10 protein-coding genes and 2 pseudogenes are annotated in these 17,836 nt (G+C 67.0%); 5 read left to right on the forward strand and 7 right to left on the reverse strand.

Annotation, left to right across the window (positions count from 1 at the left end; all coding sequences use genetic code 11):
* Nucleotides 1-28: 28 nt before the first annotated feature.
* Nucleotides 29-1,823, forward strand: a pseudogene (locus JX552_RS34070) (PE family protein).
* A 295-nt stretch (nucleotides 1,824-2,118) separates the two neighbouring features.
* On the opposite strand, the gene JX552_RS10175 reads toward JX552_RS34070, so the two are convergent.
* A complete protein-coding gene (locus tag JX552_RS10175; protein ID WP_205877206.1) occupies nucleotides 2,119-2,988 on the reverse strand; it encodes a hypothetical protein in 870 nt (289 codons plus the stop codon).
* Nucleotides 2,989-3,115: 127 nt separating this feature from the next.
* Nucleotides 3,116-4,228, reverse strand: a complete 1,113-nt coding sequence (locus JX552_RS33270; RefSeq protein WP_205877207.1) for a VOC family protein — start codon at nucleotides 4,226-4,228, stop codon at nucleotides 3,116-3,118.
* 138 nt (nucleotides 4,229-4,366) lie between these two features.
* On the opposite strand from JX552_RS33270, the gene JX552_RS10185 reads away from it, so the two are divergent.
* Nucleotides 4,367-5,053 (forward strand): TetR/AcrR family transcriptional regulator, encoded by a 687-nt coding sequence (locus tag JX552_RS10185; RefSeq protein ID WP_205877208.1) that lies wholly within the window; start codon nucleotides 4,367-4,369, stop codon nucleotides 5,051-5,053.
* A gap of 230 nt (nucleotides 5,054-5,283) precedes the next feature.
* On the forward strand, nucleotides 5,284-6,081 hold the full coding sequence (locus tag JX552_RS10190; RefSeq protein ID WP_241010996.1) for a class I SAM-dependent methyltransferase: 798 nt from the start codon (nucleotides 5,284-5,286) through the stop codon (nucleotides 6,079-6,081).
* A 174-nt stretch (nucleotides 6,082-6,255) separates the two neighbouring features.
* On the opposite strand, the gene JX552_RS10195 is transcribed toward JX552_RS10190, so the two are convergent.
* From JX552_RS10195 to JX552_RS10205, 3 genes are all read right to left on the reverse strand, one after another.
* Nucleotides 6,256-7,230: a bile acid:sodium symporter gene (locus tag JX552_RS10195; RefSeq protein ID WP_205877210.1), complete on the reverse strand. Its 975-nt coding sequence runs from the start codon at nucleotides 7,228-7,230 to the stop codon at nucleotides 6,256-6,258.
* Nucleotides 7,231-7,243: 13 nt separating this feature from the next.
* Nucleotides 7,244-8,101, reverse strand: coding sequence for an SDR family NAD(P)-dependent oxidoreductase (locus tag JX552_RS10200; RefSeq protein ID WP_205877211.1), 858 nt, complete (start codon nucleotides 8,099-8,101; stop codon nucleotides 7,244-7,246).
* 838 nt (nucleotides 8,102-8,939) lie between these two features.
* A complete protein-coding gene (locus JX552_RS10205) occupies nucleotides 8,940-11,765 on the reverse strand; it encodes a PE family protein (RefSeq protein WP_205877212.1) in 2,826 nt (941 codons plus the stop codon).
* Between the two features lie 622 nt (nucleotides 11,766-12,387).
* On the opposite strand from JX552_RS10205, the gene JX552_RS33275 reads away from it, so the two are divergent.
* Entirely contained in the window at nucleotides 12,388-14,385 is a 1,998-nt protein-coding gene (locus tag JX552_RS33275) for a PE family protein (RefSeq protein WP_205877213.1), read from the forward strand.
* Nucleotides 14,386-14,714: 329 nt separating this feature from the next.
* On the opposite strand, the pseudogene JX552_RS32165 reads toward JX552_RS33275, so the two are convergent.
* Together JX552_RS32165 and JX552_RS10215 are read right to left on the reverse strand one after the other, a co-directional pair.
* A pseudogene (locus JX552_RS32165) lies at nucleotides 14,715-14,942 on the reverse strand (hypothetical protein); the annotation flags it as partial.
* A 446-nt stretch (nucleotides 14,943-15,388) separates the two neighbouring features.
* On the reverse strand, nucleotides 15,389-15,568 hold the full coding sequence (locus JX552_RS10215; RefSeq protein ID WP_205877214.1) for a hypothetical protein: 180 nt from the start codon (nucleotides 15,566-15,568) through the stop codon (nucleotides 15,389-15,391).
* 194 nt (nucleotides 15,569-15,762) lie between these two features.
* Here JX552_RS10215 and JX552_RS10220 point away from each other — a divergent pair, with 194 nt between their 5' ends.
* The gene (locus JX552_RS10220; RefSeq protein WP_205877215.1) at nucleotides 15,763-17,673 is read left to right on the forward strand and encodes a PPE family protein; all 1,911 of its coding nucleotides are present in this window, start codon (nucleotides 15,763-15,765) and stop codon (nucleotides 17,671-17,673) included.
* Nucleotides 17,674-17,836: the final 163 nt, after the last annotated feature.

Below are 17,836 nucleotides of genomic sequence, written 5' to 3' on the forward strand. Positions count from 1 at the left end.
CCGCAAACGTGAAACGCAAAGGAAACAAATGTCGTTTGTCATAGCGACCCCGGAGTCGATGTCTTGTGCAGCAGCCGACCTCGCCGACATCGGCTCCGCAGTCGTCAAAGCCAGTGTCGTGGCCAGCATGCCAACCACCGCCGTGATGGCTGCGGCCGCCGACGTGTGTCAACGCAGATCTCGACGCTGTTCAGCGCCTACGGCACAGCGTTCCAGGCGGCCACCTCGCAAGCAGTCGCGTTCCACAACGATTTGGTGGCAGCCGTGGCCGTTGCTGCGGACGAGTATGGTACCGCCGACGTCGCGATTGCCTCGTCGCTGAAGACGTTCGAACAGGACGTCCTCAACGCCCTCAACTCGCCCGCCCAAACGCTGCTGGGCCGCCCGCTGATCGGCGACGGTGTCGACGGTACGCCGGTACTGGTCAGGACGGCGGAGCCGGTGGATTGTGGTACGGCCGCGGCGGCAATGGCGGATCCGGAGGCGTAGGCCAGGACGGCGGGGCCGGCGGGGCCGCGGGATAGATCGGCGCTGGCGGAGCGGGCGGGGCCGGCGGTGCCGCGGGACCGATCGGCCACGGGGGAGCCGGAGGCCGAGGCGGAGCGGGTGGACTGCTTTACGGAGCTGGTGGAACGGGCGGCAGCGGCGGGATCGGCGCCGTCAACGGGGGTGGTGGAGTCGGCGGCGACGGCGGCAGCGCGTCGTTCTGCGGCGATGGCGGGGCGGGCGGGGCTGGCGGGGCCGCGGGTACTGGCTCGACTGCCGGCAACGGCGGCAACGGCGGCAACGCCGGGGTGTTCGGTGACGGCGGTCGCGGTGGTGCCGGCGGGCTCGGCGCCACCGGTGCGGCGGGGGTCAATCCCGGAGAAAAGACGACTAGCTCTGCGTTTGATGGCGATGCCGGAGCAACGAACGCCACCGGTAGCGGCGAGCCCGGGGGTAGAGGTGGAGGTGCCACCCTTGTCAGCGGCCGGGCCGGCGGTAATGGCGGAGGCGGGGGCGACGGTTATGACGTTTCGGGCACCGTCACGGGTGGTGGCGGGGGCAACGGGGGAGATGGCGGGCACGGCGCGCCAGGAGGCAGCGGCGGGACAGCCGGTAATGGTTTCGGCAACGGGGGCAACGCGTGGGGCGGCAACGGCGGCAACGGCGGCGACGGCGGTGCCGGCGCTCCAGGAGGTGGAGGCGGCGACGGCGGCATCGGCGTCTCGGTCAAGGGCATCGGGAGCGGTGGTAACGGCGGTAACGGGGGCCACGGCGGCACTGGCGCCGTGGGCGGGCGGGGCGGCGACGGCGGTCTCGGCGTCACCGGCGGAAGCGCGGGCCCCGGCGGTGACGGCGGCAACGGCGGAAATGGCGGCGCAGGTGCAAATACCGCGGGCTCCGGCGGAGTCGGGGGCAATGGAGGTAACGGTGGCCATGGTGGTTTTCTGATTGGTGACGGCGGCGCCGGCGGTGCCGGGGGTACCGGAGGTGCCGGCGGCGTCGGCGCTGCGGGCGGCGCTGGGGGCGGCGGCGGCGATGGCGCGAAGGGCGGTGGTGTCGGTACGGACGCCGCGGTCGGCGGCGACGGCGGCGACGGTGGCAGCGGGGGTGCCGGCGGCACTGGCGGCAACGGCGGCGTCGGCGGCGCAGGTGGTGCCGGCGGGATGATTGGCCACTCAGGCGACACGGGCGCAGGCGGTGCGGGTGGTCACGGTGGTGCGGGCGGTATCGGCGGTGCGGGTGGACATGGCGGAGGGGGGCCCACCGCGGGGAAAGATGGCAATGCGGGTGGTTTCGGTGCGGCCGGCGCCGACGGCGACCCGGGCAAGTCGGGCTGAGATTGGTTGCCGGGGCGTTGTGTAGCTCCTTGAGCTGATGTTTTGATCGCGCGGATGGGTGTTTTGGTTACCAATTGGGTAGGTCCGTGCGGCAATCGCCGGCTATATCCGTTGTTGCGGCGGCCCTTTCGCTGTGCCTGTCTCATCGTCGGCGGCACTAGGTGGATTGATCTTGTCTGCGACAGCGAGATCTGCCTTGGACGTCACGCGATGTAGCTAGATCCCGTCAAGGACACGCTGATCGACTCCCATTAGGGGCTACCGGTGAAGTGCCGGGTTGATCTGTCGACCAATTTCACGGTGAATTCCGCGGCGTCGAGTCGTCGCATTCTCGTGGCCCATCCAATTGGTGGCGGCGTCGCATTGCCGGTGGATCGAACGAACGCAGGCGCGCCGCGTTGTGCTCCGCAAGCTGCTCCAACGGATCGCTTGTAGCGCGCTGGTCGCGGCTGACGCCGTACGGCCCGGATGGGTTGATTTCGGTCACGCTGGCCAGGCCGTCCTGGGCCGCCGCGATCAATCGGCCTCGGCGGCCACTCGGCCAGCGCCCGAACAGCTGCCGCCAGAAATGCACGCGCTCATTCCACGTCCAACTGTCAAGCATCCCGGGAATACCATGATCCGGAATGATGACGGCGTTGCCGACCGGCACCTCCCAGCTGATACCCAGCTGTGTGGGGTTGCCGCCCTTCTGGTCGCGCCGCACCACGGTGGTAGTGCCCAGCAGCTCCACGCCGTGGGCGTAGCACCAGGCGTCACGCGCCACTTCGCACACGTCTACGACCGTGTCGTTGGCCGCATCAAGGTACTCAAGTGCCGTTGGCGTCAGGTCGACTACCACCTCGTGGCGCTCGACGAGCTCTGCCGTGTGCTGCACGGCTGCGAGTAATGACAGCACCTCAGATGTTGAATCGGCAGTCGCCGCGTTGCCGGCCAGGGTCGCTCCGCGGGGCGTGACCTCGATCGACTTTGAAAGCCCAACCGGCTCGGTTCCGGTGGCTAGGGTCTCACCATCCAGCGCCGCGCTCGGTACTGTCAGGACGCCCAGCAGCCAGTGTCGCGCTGCCGTGATCGTCGAGACGAGTTTGTCCGTTGCGTGAACAATCGGCTGTCCCGAGGTCAGTGTTTTCAGGTTAGGGCGATCTAGCATGAGCGGCTCCTTCAAGAGTGCCGAAGTGAGGCTGGGGTCCGTTAGTGGGCGATCGGCGTCGTCGCAGGTTTGGAGGTGGCGCCGTTACGTAGGAAGTTGGTGCTGGCGATCGTTGAATGGTGGTGGGGCCCGTTGGTGGTTGTCATGGGGTGGTGGGTCTCGTTGCGTGGTGGGGGCGGTTGGTGGTTCGTGGTGTGATGATGGCTGAGAGTGCTTGGCGGGGCAGGGATTTGCGGTTGGTGGTGGTGTAGTTCTTGGTGGGTGGGGGGCCCCATTGGGTGGGGGTGGGGGTGGCGGAGGGTGTCCAGGTGGGCTCTAGGGAGCAGTCGAACATGTCTTGGTCGGCGATGTGTTCGAGGAGTAGTCCGTCGGGGTCGCGCCAGTAGTTGAAGAGGTGGCTGCCGTGCAGGTGGCGGCCGATTCCCCAGGCGTGTTGGTAGCCGTGTTCGGTGAGGTGTTGGCCGCCGGTGGCGATGGTGTCGAGGTCGCTGACGTGGTAGGCGGAGTGGTGGTAGGTGTTGGTGGGTGCTTGGGTGAGGGTCAGGGTGTGGTGGTCGGTGGGGGTCATGCCGCGGTCGCAGCGTAGGAAGCTGGTGGTGGGTCCGTTTTGGCGATGGTCGGGGGGGTAGAGGAAGTCGCTGACGATCATGCCCAGGGTGTTGAGGTACCAGGTGAGGGTGCTGTGGTGGGTGGTGGTGTGGAGGGCGAGGTGGCCGAGTCGTTGGATGGCGGCGGGTTGTTGTGGGGGGCGGTGAGTGGTGTTGATGCGGGGGGCAAGGTGGGCGGCGTTGGGGGTGTGGGGGGTGGGTGTGGGTAGGGCGTGGAGGGTGCGGGTGGCGGCGGCGACGCGTACGGTCAGTCCGTTGGGGTCGGTGAGGTCGACGGCTAGGCCGCCGAGGTGCTCGGGTAGGCGGTGCATCCAGCGTCCTGTGGCGCGGGCCAGTGTTATCAGGTCGGCGTCGTCCTCGGCGGTGAATGCAACGGCGCGCAGGCATGATTGGTGACCGCGTCGGATGACCAGGCAGGCGGGGCCGGGGTTGCTGGCGCGCAGGACGAGGGTGTCGGGCAGGCGGGTGGCCACGGTAAGTCCGAAGGCGGTGGCGAAGGCCTCGGTGCGTTCGAGGTCGGGTTTCTCGAACTCCAGCCAAGCGATGTCGTGCACTTTGATGACAGGGTTGGCGGCGCGTCCAGGGTGCTCGCCGGGTCGGGGGCCGTGCAGCCTGGGTCGGGGGCGTGCTGCGATGGTGTGTGACATGGGCGGTCTCCCAACTGTTAGATACTGACGATATATTCACTTACGAACATTAAGTCAGTCAAGGGTTTGTGAAGATTTATTCACTATTTCGGGTAGTCTGATTCCCAGTGATCCCGTCAAGCGATAGGGGGCTGAGCTGTGGCTGACCTGTACCACCCGCCAAACCGCCTAAGACGACGTACGCAGCGCACCCGCGCGGCCTTGATTGCCGCTGCCCAACACTTCATAGCCGCGGGAACGCTCAGCGTGTCGATTCAAGACATCAGTCGGGCGGCCGATGTTGGAGTCGGCTCGTTCTACATTCATTTCGACACCAAAGACGAGCTCTTCGCAGCGGCAATGAACGACATCCTCGATACTCACGGGGCGTTGCTCGACTCGCTGACGGCATCGATCGATGATCCGGCGGAAAGGTTTGCTTTCAGCTTCCGGCTGACTGGGCGGATGTTCCGCCAGCCGGAAAGCCGCATCTTCCTCAACTACGGCTTGGGTTTGCTCTCCGCCGACCGTGGGCTGGCGCCCCGCGCGTTGCGCGACATTGCCGCCGCGGCTGCCGCCGACCGTCTTGCGGTGGCAGACCCACACCTGGCGATGGTCGTCGCCGCCGGCATGCTGCTGGGCTTGGGTGAACTGTTACATGCCGAACCAGGTCGTGACGCGGCCCAATCGACCGACCAGATCGCTGAAGACCTGCTCAAGATGTTCGGGATGTCAGTCGATGAAGCCCGCAGAATATGTTCCATGCCACTGGTCGTTGACGCACTGAGTCAGTTACTGGCGGCAGTACGGCTGCCGGCATCGCGAGGATTCGCCGAGTTGACATGACTGCACTTTGATAATCAAGTTCGCCGCGGGCAGCACACCAGCCATCGACCTGGGTCGCGGCGGCATGACCGGACCCGCCACATGACCACGCAGTATGAGAGCCGCTCGCCGGCGGGTACGAATGGGATTGCGAAGCGATGCTCACGGAATCCTTTCGTGAGGGTCTGGTGAGGCAACGGCCGGCGCGTGCCGATTGGCGCGACCTCAATCTGGCGAATTGGGAGTCACGCGTGCCGCTGCACACCGGTCCCGAAGGGTACGACGTCGGCAGCTTCGACGATCCCGGGTTCTTGTCTGCGGAAGTGCGCTACGACCTGCCGAGGCTGGGTCAGCTCGACGGGCTCGATGTCGTGCATCTGCAGTGTCACATCGGCACCGATACGGTCTCGTTGTCGCGGCTGGGGCCACGATCGACGGTGGGTCTGGATTTTTCCCCGGCCGCGCTGCGTGCCGCCCGGGAACTGGCTGTGCGTGCTCGGGCTGATATCGGATTCGTCGAGGCCGACGTCTATGACGCGGTACACGCACTCGGCGCTGATGGTTTCGATCTTGTCTACACCGGCATAGGCGCGCTGTGCTGGATTCCCTGCGTCCGCCGCTGGGCCGATGTTGTGGCCAGCCTGCTCCGGCCGGGCGGGCGACTGTGCATGCGGGAAGGCCATCCGGTCTTGTGGTCGCTGAGCGATCCACGGCCCGACGGGCTATTGGTCATCGAATACCCGTACTTTGAAACTGAGGGAACGCTTTTCATCGAGCAAGACACCTACGCCGGGACCGGGAGTGTCGCCTCACCCCAGATCATCCACTTCAACCATGGGCTCGGCGAGATCTTCACCGCTCTCATCGACGCCGGACTGGTGGTCACTGCCCTTGAAGAACATCGCGAAGTTCCGTGGAATCCGTTGGGGGATGCGATGATCCCTAGTCCGGACTTCGACGGCGAATTCATCCTCGCAAGAGATCGTGACCGGATTCCGTTGACCTATACAGTTGAAGCAGTCAAACGCGAGACCGCTGGCGGCCGATAGCCCCGGCCTGCGGCGCCGCGTCGGGGGTGCTTCGCTGTGTCGGGGACCGACTGGTGTCATTGGGTATCACCGCGTTGCCCGGCCGCGCAACAGGTGAACGTTCGCCGATCCCGCACCCGCTAGAGATGACGGACGGCTGCTACGCAGGTGACCTTGCGGGCTTGTGGGTTGTCCTCAAACAGCAGCGCTGCTGTCCGCAATGGTCCGGTGGCGGGCATAACGCGCGGCGTTTCGGCTGCCAGCCACGATCTGCAGCTGGTAATAGACTACGAGCGGCAGCAGTGTCAGCCCGATCTGCGGCCCGTGAAACAAGACCAGCGCCAACGGCAACCCGGTCGCCATGCTCTTTTGGGTTCCACAGAACACCAATACAATTCGCTCATCGCGCGCCAATTTGAGGGCCGCGCCTAGGCCCTTGGTCAAACCGAGCATCGCGGTGAATAACGCTGTACAGCAAAGGGCAACCACGACAAGGGCCGAGGACCGTGCCGTCTGTGCTTCGATGCCGGTAATGAACGCCGCGTAGACGACGAGTGCGAGCGCCGTGCGTTCCAGGAAGGTGACCTGCTTGCCGTGGCGTGCCAGCCGTGGTGCGAGCAGGGGCCGCAATAGCAGGCCGAGCAGGTATGGGAGCAGCAGTTGCAGCGCGATCTCGGCTGCGACCGTGCCGTCCAGTCGCGCGTGGATACTGTTGTGTATCAACAGGAACGACAACAAGGGCGTCAGGACAATTCCCAACAGATTCGACGCCGACGCGCCGATGACTGCGTCCCCGACGCTGCCGCGCGCAATCGAGGTGAATGCGATCGAAGACAAAGTTGTCGAGGGAACCACAGCCAGAAAGACCAGTCCGACGCACACCGGACCTGACACGATCGGCGCAACGAGCAGTCTAACTGTGATCGCAAGGGCCGGGAACAGAACGAACGTGCACGCCAGGATCGAGGCGTGTAGTCGCCATCGACTCAGGCCCTGCCGCGCGTTGTGCGGCGACATCCGCGATCCATAAAGAAGGAACAGCGCCGCGATTGCCGCCCGTGTCATCGCGTTGACTGCGGTTTCAACGGCGCCTCGCGCCGGCAGCAGCAGCGCCAGCACGATCGCCGCAACAACGACGATCAGCAGGCTGTCTGGAACGAAGCGTCGCACTGGGCTATTGGAGTCACATCGCCGTGTTAGGCGCTTGGCTGTTGGTTGCCGCAAGAAGTTGCGAGAACTCGGCAAAGCGGTTGGAATCACGCAATGCTCGCGCCGCGTATGCTGTGGAGTCCGGGCTGGACGCCGCGGCCAGCGGGGGGTCGTGTCTTATCAGGTCGGCCAGCGCCGTAGCAGCCTCTTCCGGTTGCTGCAGTGCGGGCGCGGCCGTGGTTACGTAGTTGTATAAGTCGTCGACCAGCTGCGGCCGCGGGTCACCGCCGGGGGGAATACGATCGCCCCACACCCGGCGCAAGTCGGTCATGATCGGTCCCGGTTGGAAACACGTCACCTTGACGCCGAACGGCGCCGCTTCTGCAGCCAAGCTGTAGAACAGCGTTTCAAGCGCCGCCTTTGCGGCCAGGTAATAGCCCATCGCAACGGTCGGAAGTCCCGCGACAAAGCAAGACGACACCAACAGCAGGTGCCCGTGACCTTGCTGTCGCAACAGGGGCATCGCCTCTTGAACCAGGCTCATGGTTCCCCAGACGTTGGTCTCGAAACTCGCTTTGGCCACGTCCAGCTCGACTTGCTCCACACCGCCGATGACACCGTAGCCGGCGTTGTTGATTATCGCGTCGATGCGACCCTCGGTCGCGATGATCTCGGCCAATAAGGGGGCCATGGCCGCCCGGTCGAGAAGGTCGAGCGTTCGCACGACCACACGGCCCGGACCCGCGCCGGCGGCGACATCGGCCGCTTCTTGAATGTCTCGTACCGTTGCGTACACCGTGTGGCCGCGGGAGGCCAGTACGCGGCTGGTGGCATATCCCAAACCCCGCTGCGACGACGTGCCCGTGATGAGGACGACCCGATGGCCAGTCATCTGTTACTCCCCACTTTCTCGTTTTTCGCCGCTGAAGCCGACGGAGAGCGCTGGACGGCCCATATTTGAGTATTTAATCAGTAACGAATAATACTTCATTTAATTCTGATTGTCGAACTTGGTGACCGCGCAAGCTCCATGATTCGCTCGCCGAGCGTGCCGCGGCTGACCGGTCGGTGACTTTCCGCCTCTGACCGCTCGCCGGTTCGACGGGCCCCAGTTCTCCAATCCCGTTGTTGCTGAGCACTTTAAGACGTTTTGCTCACTTCGGGGCATGAAGTATTCGTGGATGTTGCGTCTGTCGGCCCGACGAACCTGGCAGGAACAAGGCGCGGCATGAACAAGGCCAGGCAGGAACGAAGCAAACGCCCCGAAGCCGCCGCGCAACACGGTCCAGAACGGCGGCCACCAGAACCTCGCCGATCGGCGGAGGAACACGTGGACTTCCAGCACCTGCCTCGACGCGTCGTGCGAGCGTAGTCCGAACTCTCGAGTAGACAGTGGTGAGGAGACGCTGGGTAAACCGACTCTGGCGAGCCATTCGTTAGCAACTCTGAGGGAGATTCGCATGTCTGGCCGGGTAACCGTGACGGGCCCGCTGTCGGCTGCGAGGTTGATCTACCAGGGAGCGATAAGTCAGGGCGACGCTGCCCGACAGGTAGCCGACCACGCGGGCGCAACACAACGGCTTCCTGCGCCAGCGGCGGATCCGCTCGTACTCGTCACCGGCACGGTGAACTTGCCGCGAGCCGATCAAACCGCCACAGTTTCCCGCTCAGTGCATAGCTGAGAGTTCTTGCGGCTCTCTACTGCTGCGTATGCGGTGGGGGCGCGGTGACTACGAACCGCTGTCGCCGTCGGAACCGAACAGCTCCCCGCCGTTGCCGCCGATGCCGGGGCTGCCCGCGCTTGTCCCGGTGCCGCCGTTGCCGCCGTTGCCGCCGTTGCCGATCTGGGCAGCGTCCCCGCCCTTGCCACCGGCACCGCCGGTACCGCTGGGGGCGGCACTCGCCCCCCCGGCGCCGCCTGCGCCACCGTCGCCGACCATCCCGGACCTGCCCCCGGCACCGCCGACTCCGCCGGTGGCACCAGTGAAGGTGCCGCCGGCACCCCCGGCGCCGCCGGCGCCACCATCACCCATGAGTTTGCCGGCGTCACCGCCGGTCCCTCCCGCCCCGCCGCCGAAGCGACCGAATCCGCCGGCACCGCCGGCACCGCCGTAACCCAGCAGCAGTCCGCCGTCTCCGCCGGCACCACCGACTCCACCGGTGCCAGCGCCCTCGCCGCCGGAGCCTCCAGCCCCACCGGAGGCGCCCAGCGAGAGCATGCCGGCTTCGGCGCCCGCTCCACCGGCGCCGCCGGTGATGCCGAATCCGCCGGCACCGCCGGAGCCGCCGGCACTCAATAATCCGCCGGCCCCGCCGGCCCCGCCTGCGCCCCCAGTACCGGAGGTGGACGCGCCCCCGGTACCGCCCGTTCCGCCGCTGGCGAACAGGCCGCCCGCACCGCCGTCCCCGCCGGCCCCAGCGATGATGCCGCCCAGACCCCCCCGCCCACCGGTCCCACCGCTGGAGAAAAGTCCGCCGGCCCCGCCGTTACCGCCGGCTCCACCGGTTGGGCCGTTGAGGGTGCTGAATCCGCCGGCGCCGCCACCCCCGGCGGCGCCGAAGAGTGCACCGGCGTTTCCGCCGGCTCCGCCGTCGCCGCCGGCGGCAAGGCCGTATCCGCCAGCGCCGCCAGTACCTCCGGCTCCGCTCAGGAAGGCGTTGCCGCCGGCCCCACCGGCCCCGCCTGTTCCGCCCGTGACCGAGGTGCTGTCTCCTCCGGCCCCGCCCGCGCCACCGGCCCCGAAGAGGATTCCACCGGCGCCGCCGGCGCCGCCGGCCCACCCGTCTGGGCCGGCCGCCCCGGCACCGCCGTTGCCGCCGTTACCGAATAACCACCCTCCAGCTCCGCCGTCGGACCCGGTCCCGGCAGCAGCGTTGGCACCGTTGGCGCCGTTGGCGATCAGGGGGCGCCCGGTCACTATCTGTACGGGCTCGTTGACCGCGTTGAGTATCTGTTGCTGCAGGGTGTGCAGCGGCGACGTGCTGGCAGGGGCATTGGATCCGTCAAGACCCAGCAGTAACCCGCTGACGCCGCCGGTGCCAGTCGCCCCGGTATTGGCGCCGCTGCCGCCGTTGCCGCCATTGCCACCGTTGCCGATCAGGAGGCCGTTACCACCGGTGCCCCCGGCCCCGCCAGCGCCACTCGCCGCCGCGCTGGCGCCGCCGTTGCCTCCGTTTCCGCCGTTGCCGATCAAGCCGGCTGCGCCGCCGGCCCCTCCGGCTCCGCCGGTTGCGGCCAAGATCACGTCGGTGGCAGCACCGCCGGCTCCGCCGGCCCCGCCGGAACCGAACACCAGACCTGCTTTGCCCCCTGTCCCTCCTGTCCCGCCGCCGGAGACTCCAAACCCGCCGGCTCCGCCGTTGCCACCGGCACCGAAGAGTAGGCCTGCGTCACCGCCGGCCCCGCCGGCTCCGCCGGACGCGCCCGCACTATTGAGCGTGCTTTCGCCACCAGCGCCGCCCGCACCGCCTGCGGCGCCGAAGGAGAGCAAGCCGGCGTTGCCGCCGGCCCCGCCGGCCCCACCGAGGCTGCCGGTTCCCCCCGCGCCGCCGGCTCCACCGGCGCCGAATAACCCACCCCCGGAGAACAGGCCGCCGGCCCCGCCAGCACCGCCGGTACCGCCGGTGCCGCCCAGTCCGTACCCGCCGGCACCGCCAGCTCCGCCCGCGCCGAACAGGCCACCGACGCCGCCGGCGCCACCGGCACCGCCGTCCCCGCCGTTGCCCCACCCGCCCGCGCCGCCGGTGCCGCCGGCGCCAAGAAGTGCACCGGCCCCGCCGGCGCCGCCGGTGCCGCCGGTGCCGCCAGAACCTGCCGACCCGCCGGCGCCGCCCGCGCCACCGACGCCCGCCGCGCCGAAGAGGGCACCGCTCCCGCCGAAGAACGCTCCTGCGTTGCCGCCAGCGCCACCCGACCCGCCGTTGGCACCAGCAACCGTTGAGAGTCCGCCGGCACCGCCGGCACCCCCCGCGCCGATGAGTCCCGCGTTACCTCCGGCTCCGCCGTTCCCGCCGGCGCCGACTGTCGAGGACCCACCGGCCCCACCGGCCCCGCCGTTGCCAATCAATCCGCCGGCCCCGCCGGCGCCGCCTTTCCCGCCGACACCGGGCACACCAGACCCGCCCGCTCCACCGTTTCCGACTAACCAACCGCCGGAACCGCCGGCCGCTCCGGTGCCCGGGGCCCCGTTGGCGCCGTCGCCGATCAAGGGGCGCCCGGTCGCCGCTTGAATGGGCGTATTGATCGCGTCTAACAAGCTCTGCAGCGGTGAGGCAGCCGCGGCTTCGGCGGCCCCATAGGATCCGGCGCCAGCGTGCAGCGCGGCCACGAACTGGGAATGAAACGCCCCAGCCTGGGCGCTCAAGGATTGGTACGCCTGACCATAAGCTCCGAAGCAAGCTGCGACGGCCGCCGACACCTCATCGGCACCGGCCGCCAGCAAGTCTGTTGTGGTGGCGACTGCCCCCTCGTTCGCGGCCTCCACGAGCGAGCGGATGCCGGCCAGATCCCCGGCCGCCGCGCTGATCAGGTCCGGTGCCACCACTAGATACGCCATGTCATTGCCTTTCGTCCATAAAACGCCACGGGGCAGGCGACAGGTCGTGGTATGGCGCATCGCGCAGGCGACTCACGAGCACACACGCGGGTCACCATCACCAAGACCCGAACCTTTCCTTGTTTAATGACGATAGTGTCATATACGAGCAAAGCGTCAGGCAAGATTCGCGGTTTGATTGCATGCTGATTTCTGTTGGTGGTGAGATCATCCACACCGCGACCGACAGCGGCGGTGTGGGCAACAACCCGGGCGGGGTAGCGGGCCAGCCAGGCTGGCGGCTACGTGTTCGTCCCCCAACTTCGGTCCCTAGACGGTGCCAGTGATCTGGGGTAATGCGCCGCTGGTCGTGGGGTGGGCGGGCTGAGAGTGGCATGGCCTGGGAGCTCGTGTCTCGTACGAATTTGTGCCCCCGATACGGGGTGCGGATGGTGCCCGACTTGTTGTCGAGCGCGGCCAGAACGCGATCTGGTCGGTCAATCCGTCAACGAGGGCTGTCTGGGAGACGGGCAGGTGGCGCCGGGCCTCAAAAATGACGATTGCCTCTTTACTGACAAATCCGTCACATCACGTCTAGAGTGATCGCATACCTCCTGAACGTCCCCTAGGAAAGAGGCACATCATGTCGTACCTACTCGTGGCGCCGGAGGCCGTCAGTGCAGCCGCCGGGCAGGTAGCCGGTATCGGGTCAACGATTACAGCCGCCAATGCGACCGCGGCCGCGCAGACGACCGAGCTGCTCGCGGCAGGCGCCGACGAGGTGTCCGCGGCCATCGCAGAGCTGTTCGGCGGGTATGGGCAGGACTATCAAACGCTGAGTTCGCAGATCGCGAGCTACCACAATCAGTTCTTGCAACATCTGGCGACGACTTCCGCCTCGTACGCGGCCGCCGAAGCTTCCGGTGCGTCGCCATTACAAATGACCGAACAGCAGGTACTCGGCGCCATCAACGCACCCGGCAAACTGCTGTTCGGGCTGCCGCTGATCGGTGACGGCATCGACGCCCCGCCAGGATCGGGGCTGCCCGGTGGGCCGGGCGGGCTGCTTTATGGCAATGGTGGTCGCGGTGGTTCCGGAGGAATCGGCAAGGCCGGCGGTGCCGGCGGAGCGGCGGGATTGATCGGCAACGGTGGAGCAGGTGGCACCGGTGGCACCGGTGCGGCCGGAGGCAACGGTGGGACCGGGGGCTTGTTGTACGGCAACGGCGGGGCAGGCGGTGCCGGCGGGATCGCCGGGACGGCCGGTTTCGGCGGAAGTGGTGGTCATGGCGGTTACGCCAAGCTGTGGGGCGACGGTGGCGCCGGTGGGGCCGGTGGGGCCGGCGGTAACGGCGGCAACGGTGGCACCGGTGGCGCGGTTTACGGCACCGGCGGCGGCGGCGGAGCTGGTGGTACGGGCATCGCAGCGAGCACCATCGGCGGGCAAGGCGGCACCGGCGGCCGCGGCGGCGCCGGGGGCGATGCGGGCGGGTTGTTTGGGCACGGCGGGTCGGGCGGAGCCGGCGGGGTGGGCGGCACCGGCGCCGACGGCGTCAACCCCGTCGGGAAGTCACCGGTAGCTGCCGCCGCCGACGGCACCGACGGCATCAACGGTTTCGTCGGCACACCCGGGGGCGATGGCACCAGTGGCAGCGCTGACGGACAGGCCGGCGGCATCGGTGGCACCGGCGGCACGGTTACCGGCGGCCAAGACGACGCGGCCGTGGGTCAGCATGGCGGTGCCGGTGGCAATGGCGGTCCAGGCGCACCCGGCGGCAAGGGCGGCACCGGCGGCGCCGCCGTCAACGGCAGCACCTCACCGCGAGAAGTAGTAGGCGGCGCGGGCGGCAACGGCGGCAACGGCGGCGTCGGCGCGCCCGGCGGTGTCGGCGGCACGGGCGGAGCGGCCGGAACCACGACGGCGTACATAGATTCAAAAGCTCCGCCTTCAGCTGCCGGGATCGGCGGCAATGGCGGTAACGGCGGCACCGGCGCGCCCGGCGGCGCCGGCGGGCAGGGCGGCACTGGAGACGTCGGTTCGGGCCTGACGCTGCCAGGCGGACTCGGCGGAAACGGCGGCCTCGGCGGTAACGCCGCCAACAACGCTGGCGCCGGCGGACTTGGTGGCGCCGGCGGCGCCGGCGGTCGCGGCGGGATCCTCTTCGGAGACGGCGGCGGCGGCGGACTCGGTGGCGCCGGCGGCTCCGGCGGGCATGGCGCGCACGGCGCCAGCGGCGGCAACGGCGGCAACGGCGGCAACGGCGGCATCGGCACCACCATCGGCACGAGTTACCCGGGAGGCAATGGCGGCTTGGGCGGCAATGGCGGATTCGGCGGTGACGGCGGCGACGGCGGAGCGGGCGCGGCCGGTGGCGCGGGCGGTGCGGGCGGTGTGTTCGGCAACGCTGGCAGCGACGGGGCAGGTGGCATGGGCGGCACCGGCGGCACCGGCGGCGACGGCGGTGACGGCGGTAACGGCGGTCATGCGGGCTCCGGCACCATAGCGGCCAAGGGCGGCCTCGGCGGCCTTGGCGGCTTCGGCGGCAAGGGCGGTCTGGGCGGGCTGAGCGCTTTCGGAAGCGCCGGCCCGGGTGAACTTGGCGCATTCGGCAAGGTAGGCGGAAAGGGGTCAGACGGCTGATGCACCGGCGGTACCCGAGGCGCCGGCCCACCGTGGGTTTGCGAACATAACGGCTGCGCTGGTGGGCATGGCGGCTGGCAAGTCGGCGACGGGGCGAACGGTGGCAAGGGCGGCGTTGTCGGATGCTGCCCGCACCGGTTGACTGTTGTCGCCGTTGCCGATCGCCGCCGCCTTTGTTGCCGGCGTCCAGGTGTGGGTACGCCGGAACGGCGGCACCAACTCCGAAAAGGCGCGGCGATCGACTGACCGATTCTGGTGGGCCCGGCAGTGTTTGCTGCCATGACGACATCTGCGTGACCGCTGCGGAGGCTCCGGCGTGGTATCCGGCCGTCGCCCTCCTCGATGCGGTCAAAGCACGCCTCGATATCGGCATCGAGCCTTCGGCGATATCCCTTGGTGCCGCAGAGGTGAATCTCGGCGATCGCGTCGTGTGTGCGTCTTGCGGCCCGAAACTCACTACTCTTCAACAACTTCCGCGGGTCCAGTAGGTACCGCCGCACCCCAACTTCCCGCTCGATCCGGGCGACAGTCCACCCGTCCGAACCGGCGGCCAGGATCGGCGGCCGCCCAACGGTGAAGCTTGGCCACCCCGCAGCACGTCACCACGGCCTCCCCGTTGGTTGATGGGGCCCATGGGAGAGTTCCCAGCCCCGCACTGGGGTGGGGCACGTCGCCTGGGGCTCAGATCGGCCAGGTTAGAGCCGGTGCTACCGTGAGGGGCGCAAGCACGCCGGTTCTTCGCGGATGCCTCTGCGCCACGCTCGCCACTCCCGCGTCGTCTGGCAGTTCCGACACGCACGGCGTCGTCAGGGCTGCTTCCACCCGATCCCGCCACCTCCCGGGTCGGGCTGCCGTCAGCTTCACCGTCCTGCTGCGATAGGAACGGCGGCGGAGGTCTCTCGCCTGTCCTCGATCAACAAGCGCCTCACCGCTGAGGCACCGTCGCCGGCCACCTTGCTGCGCGCCCGGGTGATGGGCTTTCAACGCTTTCAACGTCGAACGGCTAGGCAAGCTGTGGTACAGCTTCGTCGAGCTCTGCGAGGAGCGCGGAGCCTCCACTTCCGCAATGGTCTTGCGGCGTAATGGGCCCCAGCAGGGCGAAGTCGTCGATGATCAGCAGCCGGACTTGGGCCAGGCGGCGCATCTCAGCTTCGGTGCTGTCGTCTACCGCCCGCTGGGTCATCGGTGTGTGGTCCCCAGGGGTTCGAATCGCGTTCAATGTGAGGCATACCACAGTTATGAGGAATTCTTCATTTTTGTGGATGTCTTCGCTAAGGTTCTTAGCAGGGCGACGTCGAAGTTTCTCTGCGAGGCAGGCGGCGCCGGTGACTGTGCACCTGGCAGAAGCATCGCTCCGGCGATCAGTGAAAGGCAGCGATGAACTACTCGGTCTTACCTCCGGAGATCAACTCACTGCGGCTCTATTCCGGTGCCGGCTCGGAGCCTATGTGGCAAGCGGCAGTTGGTTGGAATGGGTTAGCTGCAGACTTGGCTTCGGCGGCGGACTCGTTTACGTCCGTGACGTCGGGCTTGACCGGTCAGGCTTGGCAGGGCTCGGCGGCGATGGCAATGACGGACGCGGCGGCGCCCTACTCGGCGTGGTTGCGCTTGGCGGCAGCGCGGGCTGCGGGCGCGTCTGCGCAGGCTAAAGCGGTGGCCGACGCGTTTGAGGCCGCGCGCGCGGCCTCAGTACATCCTTTCGCCGTGGCGGCCAACCGTACTGGCTTTGTGCAGCTAGTGCTTTCGAACATATTCGGACAAAACGCTCCGGCGATTGCGGCAGTAGAAGCCACATATGAGGAGATGTGGGCTGCTGACGTCACCGCCATGGTGGGCTATCACGGCGCGGCGTCGGTCGCGGCGGCTGCGCTGCCGGCCTGGGAAATAGCGCAAGGTTTGTCGAGTTTGCCGGGGCTGGGCCAGGTGACGAGCATTGCCGCGAGTGCCCTTACCGCCAGCGGACTTCCGAGTGTGTCAGGTGGCGCGGCTGCGGCGCTGGCTCAGCCGTCCTTCGCCATCAATACGGGCCTCGGGAATATGGGCAGTTGGAATCTCGGCGGCGGAAATATCGGCTCGTTCAACCTGGGCAGCGGCAATATCGGCACGTTCAACTCAGGCAGTGGGAACTTGGGAAATCTGAACCTGGGCAGCGGCAACTACGGTTTTGCCAACCTGGGTAGTGGAAATGTCGGGAATATCAATCCCGGTTGGGGAAATCGGGGCAGGCTCAACTTCGGCAGTGGCAACCTTGGCAGTGGGAACTTCGGATTCGGAAACCTAGACGGCAACAGTAATTTTGGTGGCGGAAATATCGGCAGTATCAACTTCGGTGACGGAAACCTCGGCTCTTATAATGTCGGCAGCGGCAATCGCGGCTTCTCCAACATCGGGTTCGGAAACATCGGTGATAACAACTTCGGGTTTGGGAATCGTGGTTCGAATAATATCGGCTTCGGTCTTACCGGCGACAACCAGGTCGGGATTGGCCCGATCAACTCCGGCAGCAACAACATCGGCTTCGGCAACTCAGGCAATAACAATGTAGGGTTTTTCAACTCTGGCGACGGGAATTTCGGATTTTTCAACTCTGGTAGCGGCAATTTCGGATTTGGTAACGGCGGTGAACTCAACACTGGCTCCTGGAATGCCGGCGGGATTAACACTGGTTTCGGCAACTCCGGCGAATTGAACACCGGCTTCGGCAATTCTGGTAGCCACAACATGGGTTTCGGGAACTCGGGTTCGGGCAATCTTGGGCTGGGCAATGCAGGACTTGACAACACCGGCGGCTTCAATTCGGGCGGCGCAACGTTTACCAGCGGGACCAACACCGGATTCTTCAACTCGGGCGACGTAAACACCGGCTTTGGGAACGCCGGCCACACCAATACCGGCATGTTCAACTCGGGCAACCTGAATACTGGCATGGGTAGCAACGTGACGCCGGCTGGGGTTAACTCGTCAGGCTTCGGCACCGGCGCCGGTAGCTCAGGGTTCAACAACGCTGGCCACGGGTCATCCGGATTTCAAAATGTCGGCGACGACAGTTCGGGCTTCGGGAATTCCGGCGATGGCCAAACGGGTTTCTTCAACACCGGCTACGACAACACCGGGATTGCCAACTCAGGACACAGAAATTCCGGCATCGGAATCTCGGCATCGACAGGATTCAGCTCTGGCTTCTGGCAGTCAGGATCAAATAGTTCAGGCATTGGAAACTCGGGCACCAGGGATGCTGGCGCTTTCAACCAGGGTGATAACCAGGCCGGGATTTTCGGAGTGAAGTGAGACCCAATACAACGCGAAGGTCGAGCAGTGTTCAAGATTGACGAAAGATCCAGCGAAGAGCGACCGCGAAGCTGCGTCGCATGCTGAACGAACGCTACTGCGATTCTCCTAAGACCATGTGGTGTGCTGCCTCAACCCGAGAAGCGGGTTCCCACCTCGCTGG

Source organism: Mycobacterium gordonae, from assembly GCF_017086405.1.
In the GTDB taxonomy this organism is placed as follows: Bacteria; Actinomycetota; Actinomycetes; order Mycobacteriales; family Mycobacteriaceae; genus Mycobacterium; species Mycobacterium gordonae_D.

Bases quoted from the DNA above. Each gene is read 5' to 3' on its own strand.
- JX552_RS10205 (WP_205877212.1), bottom strand. From the start codon at position 11,765: ATGGCGTATCTAGTGGTGGCACCGGACCTGATCAGCGCGGCGGCCGGG.
- JX552_RS33275 (WP_205877213.1), top strand. From the start codon at position 12,388: ATGTCGTACCTACTCGTGGCGCCGGAGGCCGTCAGTGCAGCCGCCGGG.
- JX552_RS10215 (WP_205877214.1), bottom strand. From the start codon at position 15,568: ATGACCCAGCGGGCGGTAGACGACAGCACCGAAGCTGAGATGCGCCGC.
- JX552_RS33270 (WP_205877207.1), bottom strand. From the start codon at position 4,228: ATGTCACACACCATCGCAGCACGCCCCCGACCCAGGCTGCACGGCCCC.
- JX552_RS10220 (WP_205877215.1), top strand. From the start codon at position 15,763: ATGAACTACTCGGTCTTACCTCCGGAGATCAACTCACTGCGGCTCTAT.
- JX552_RS10200 (WP_205877211.1), bottom strand. From the start codon at position 8,101: ATGACTGGCCATCGGGTCGTCCTCATCACGGGCACGTCGTCGCAGCGG.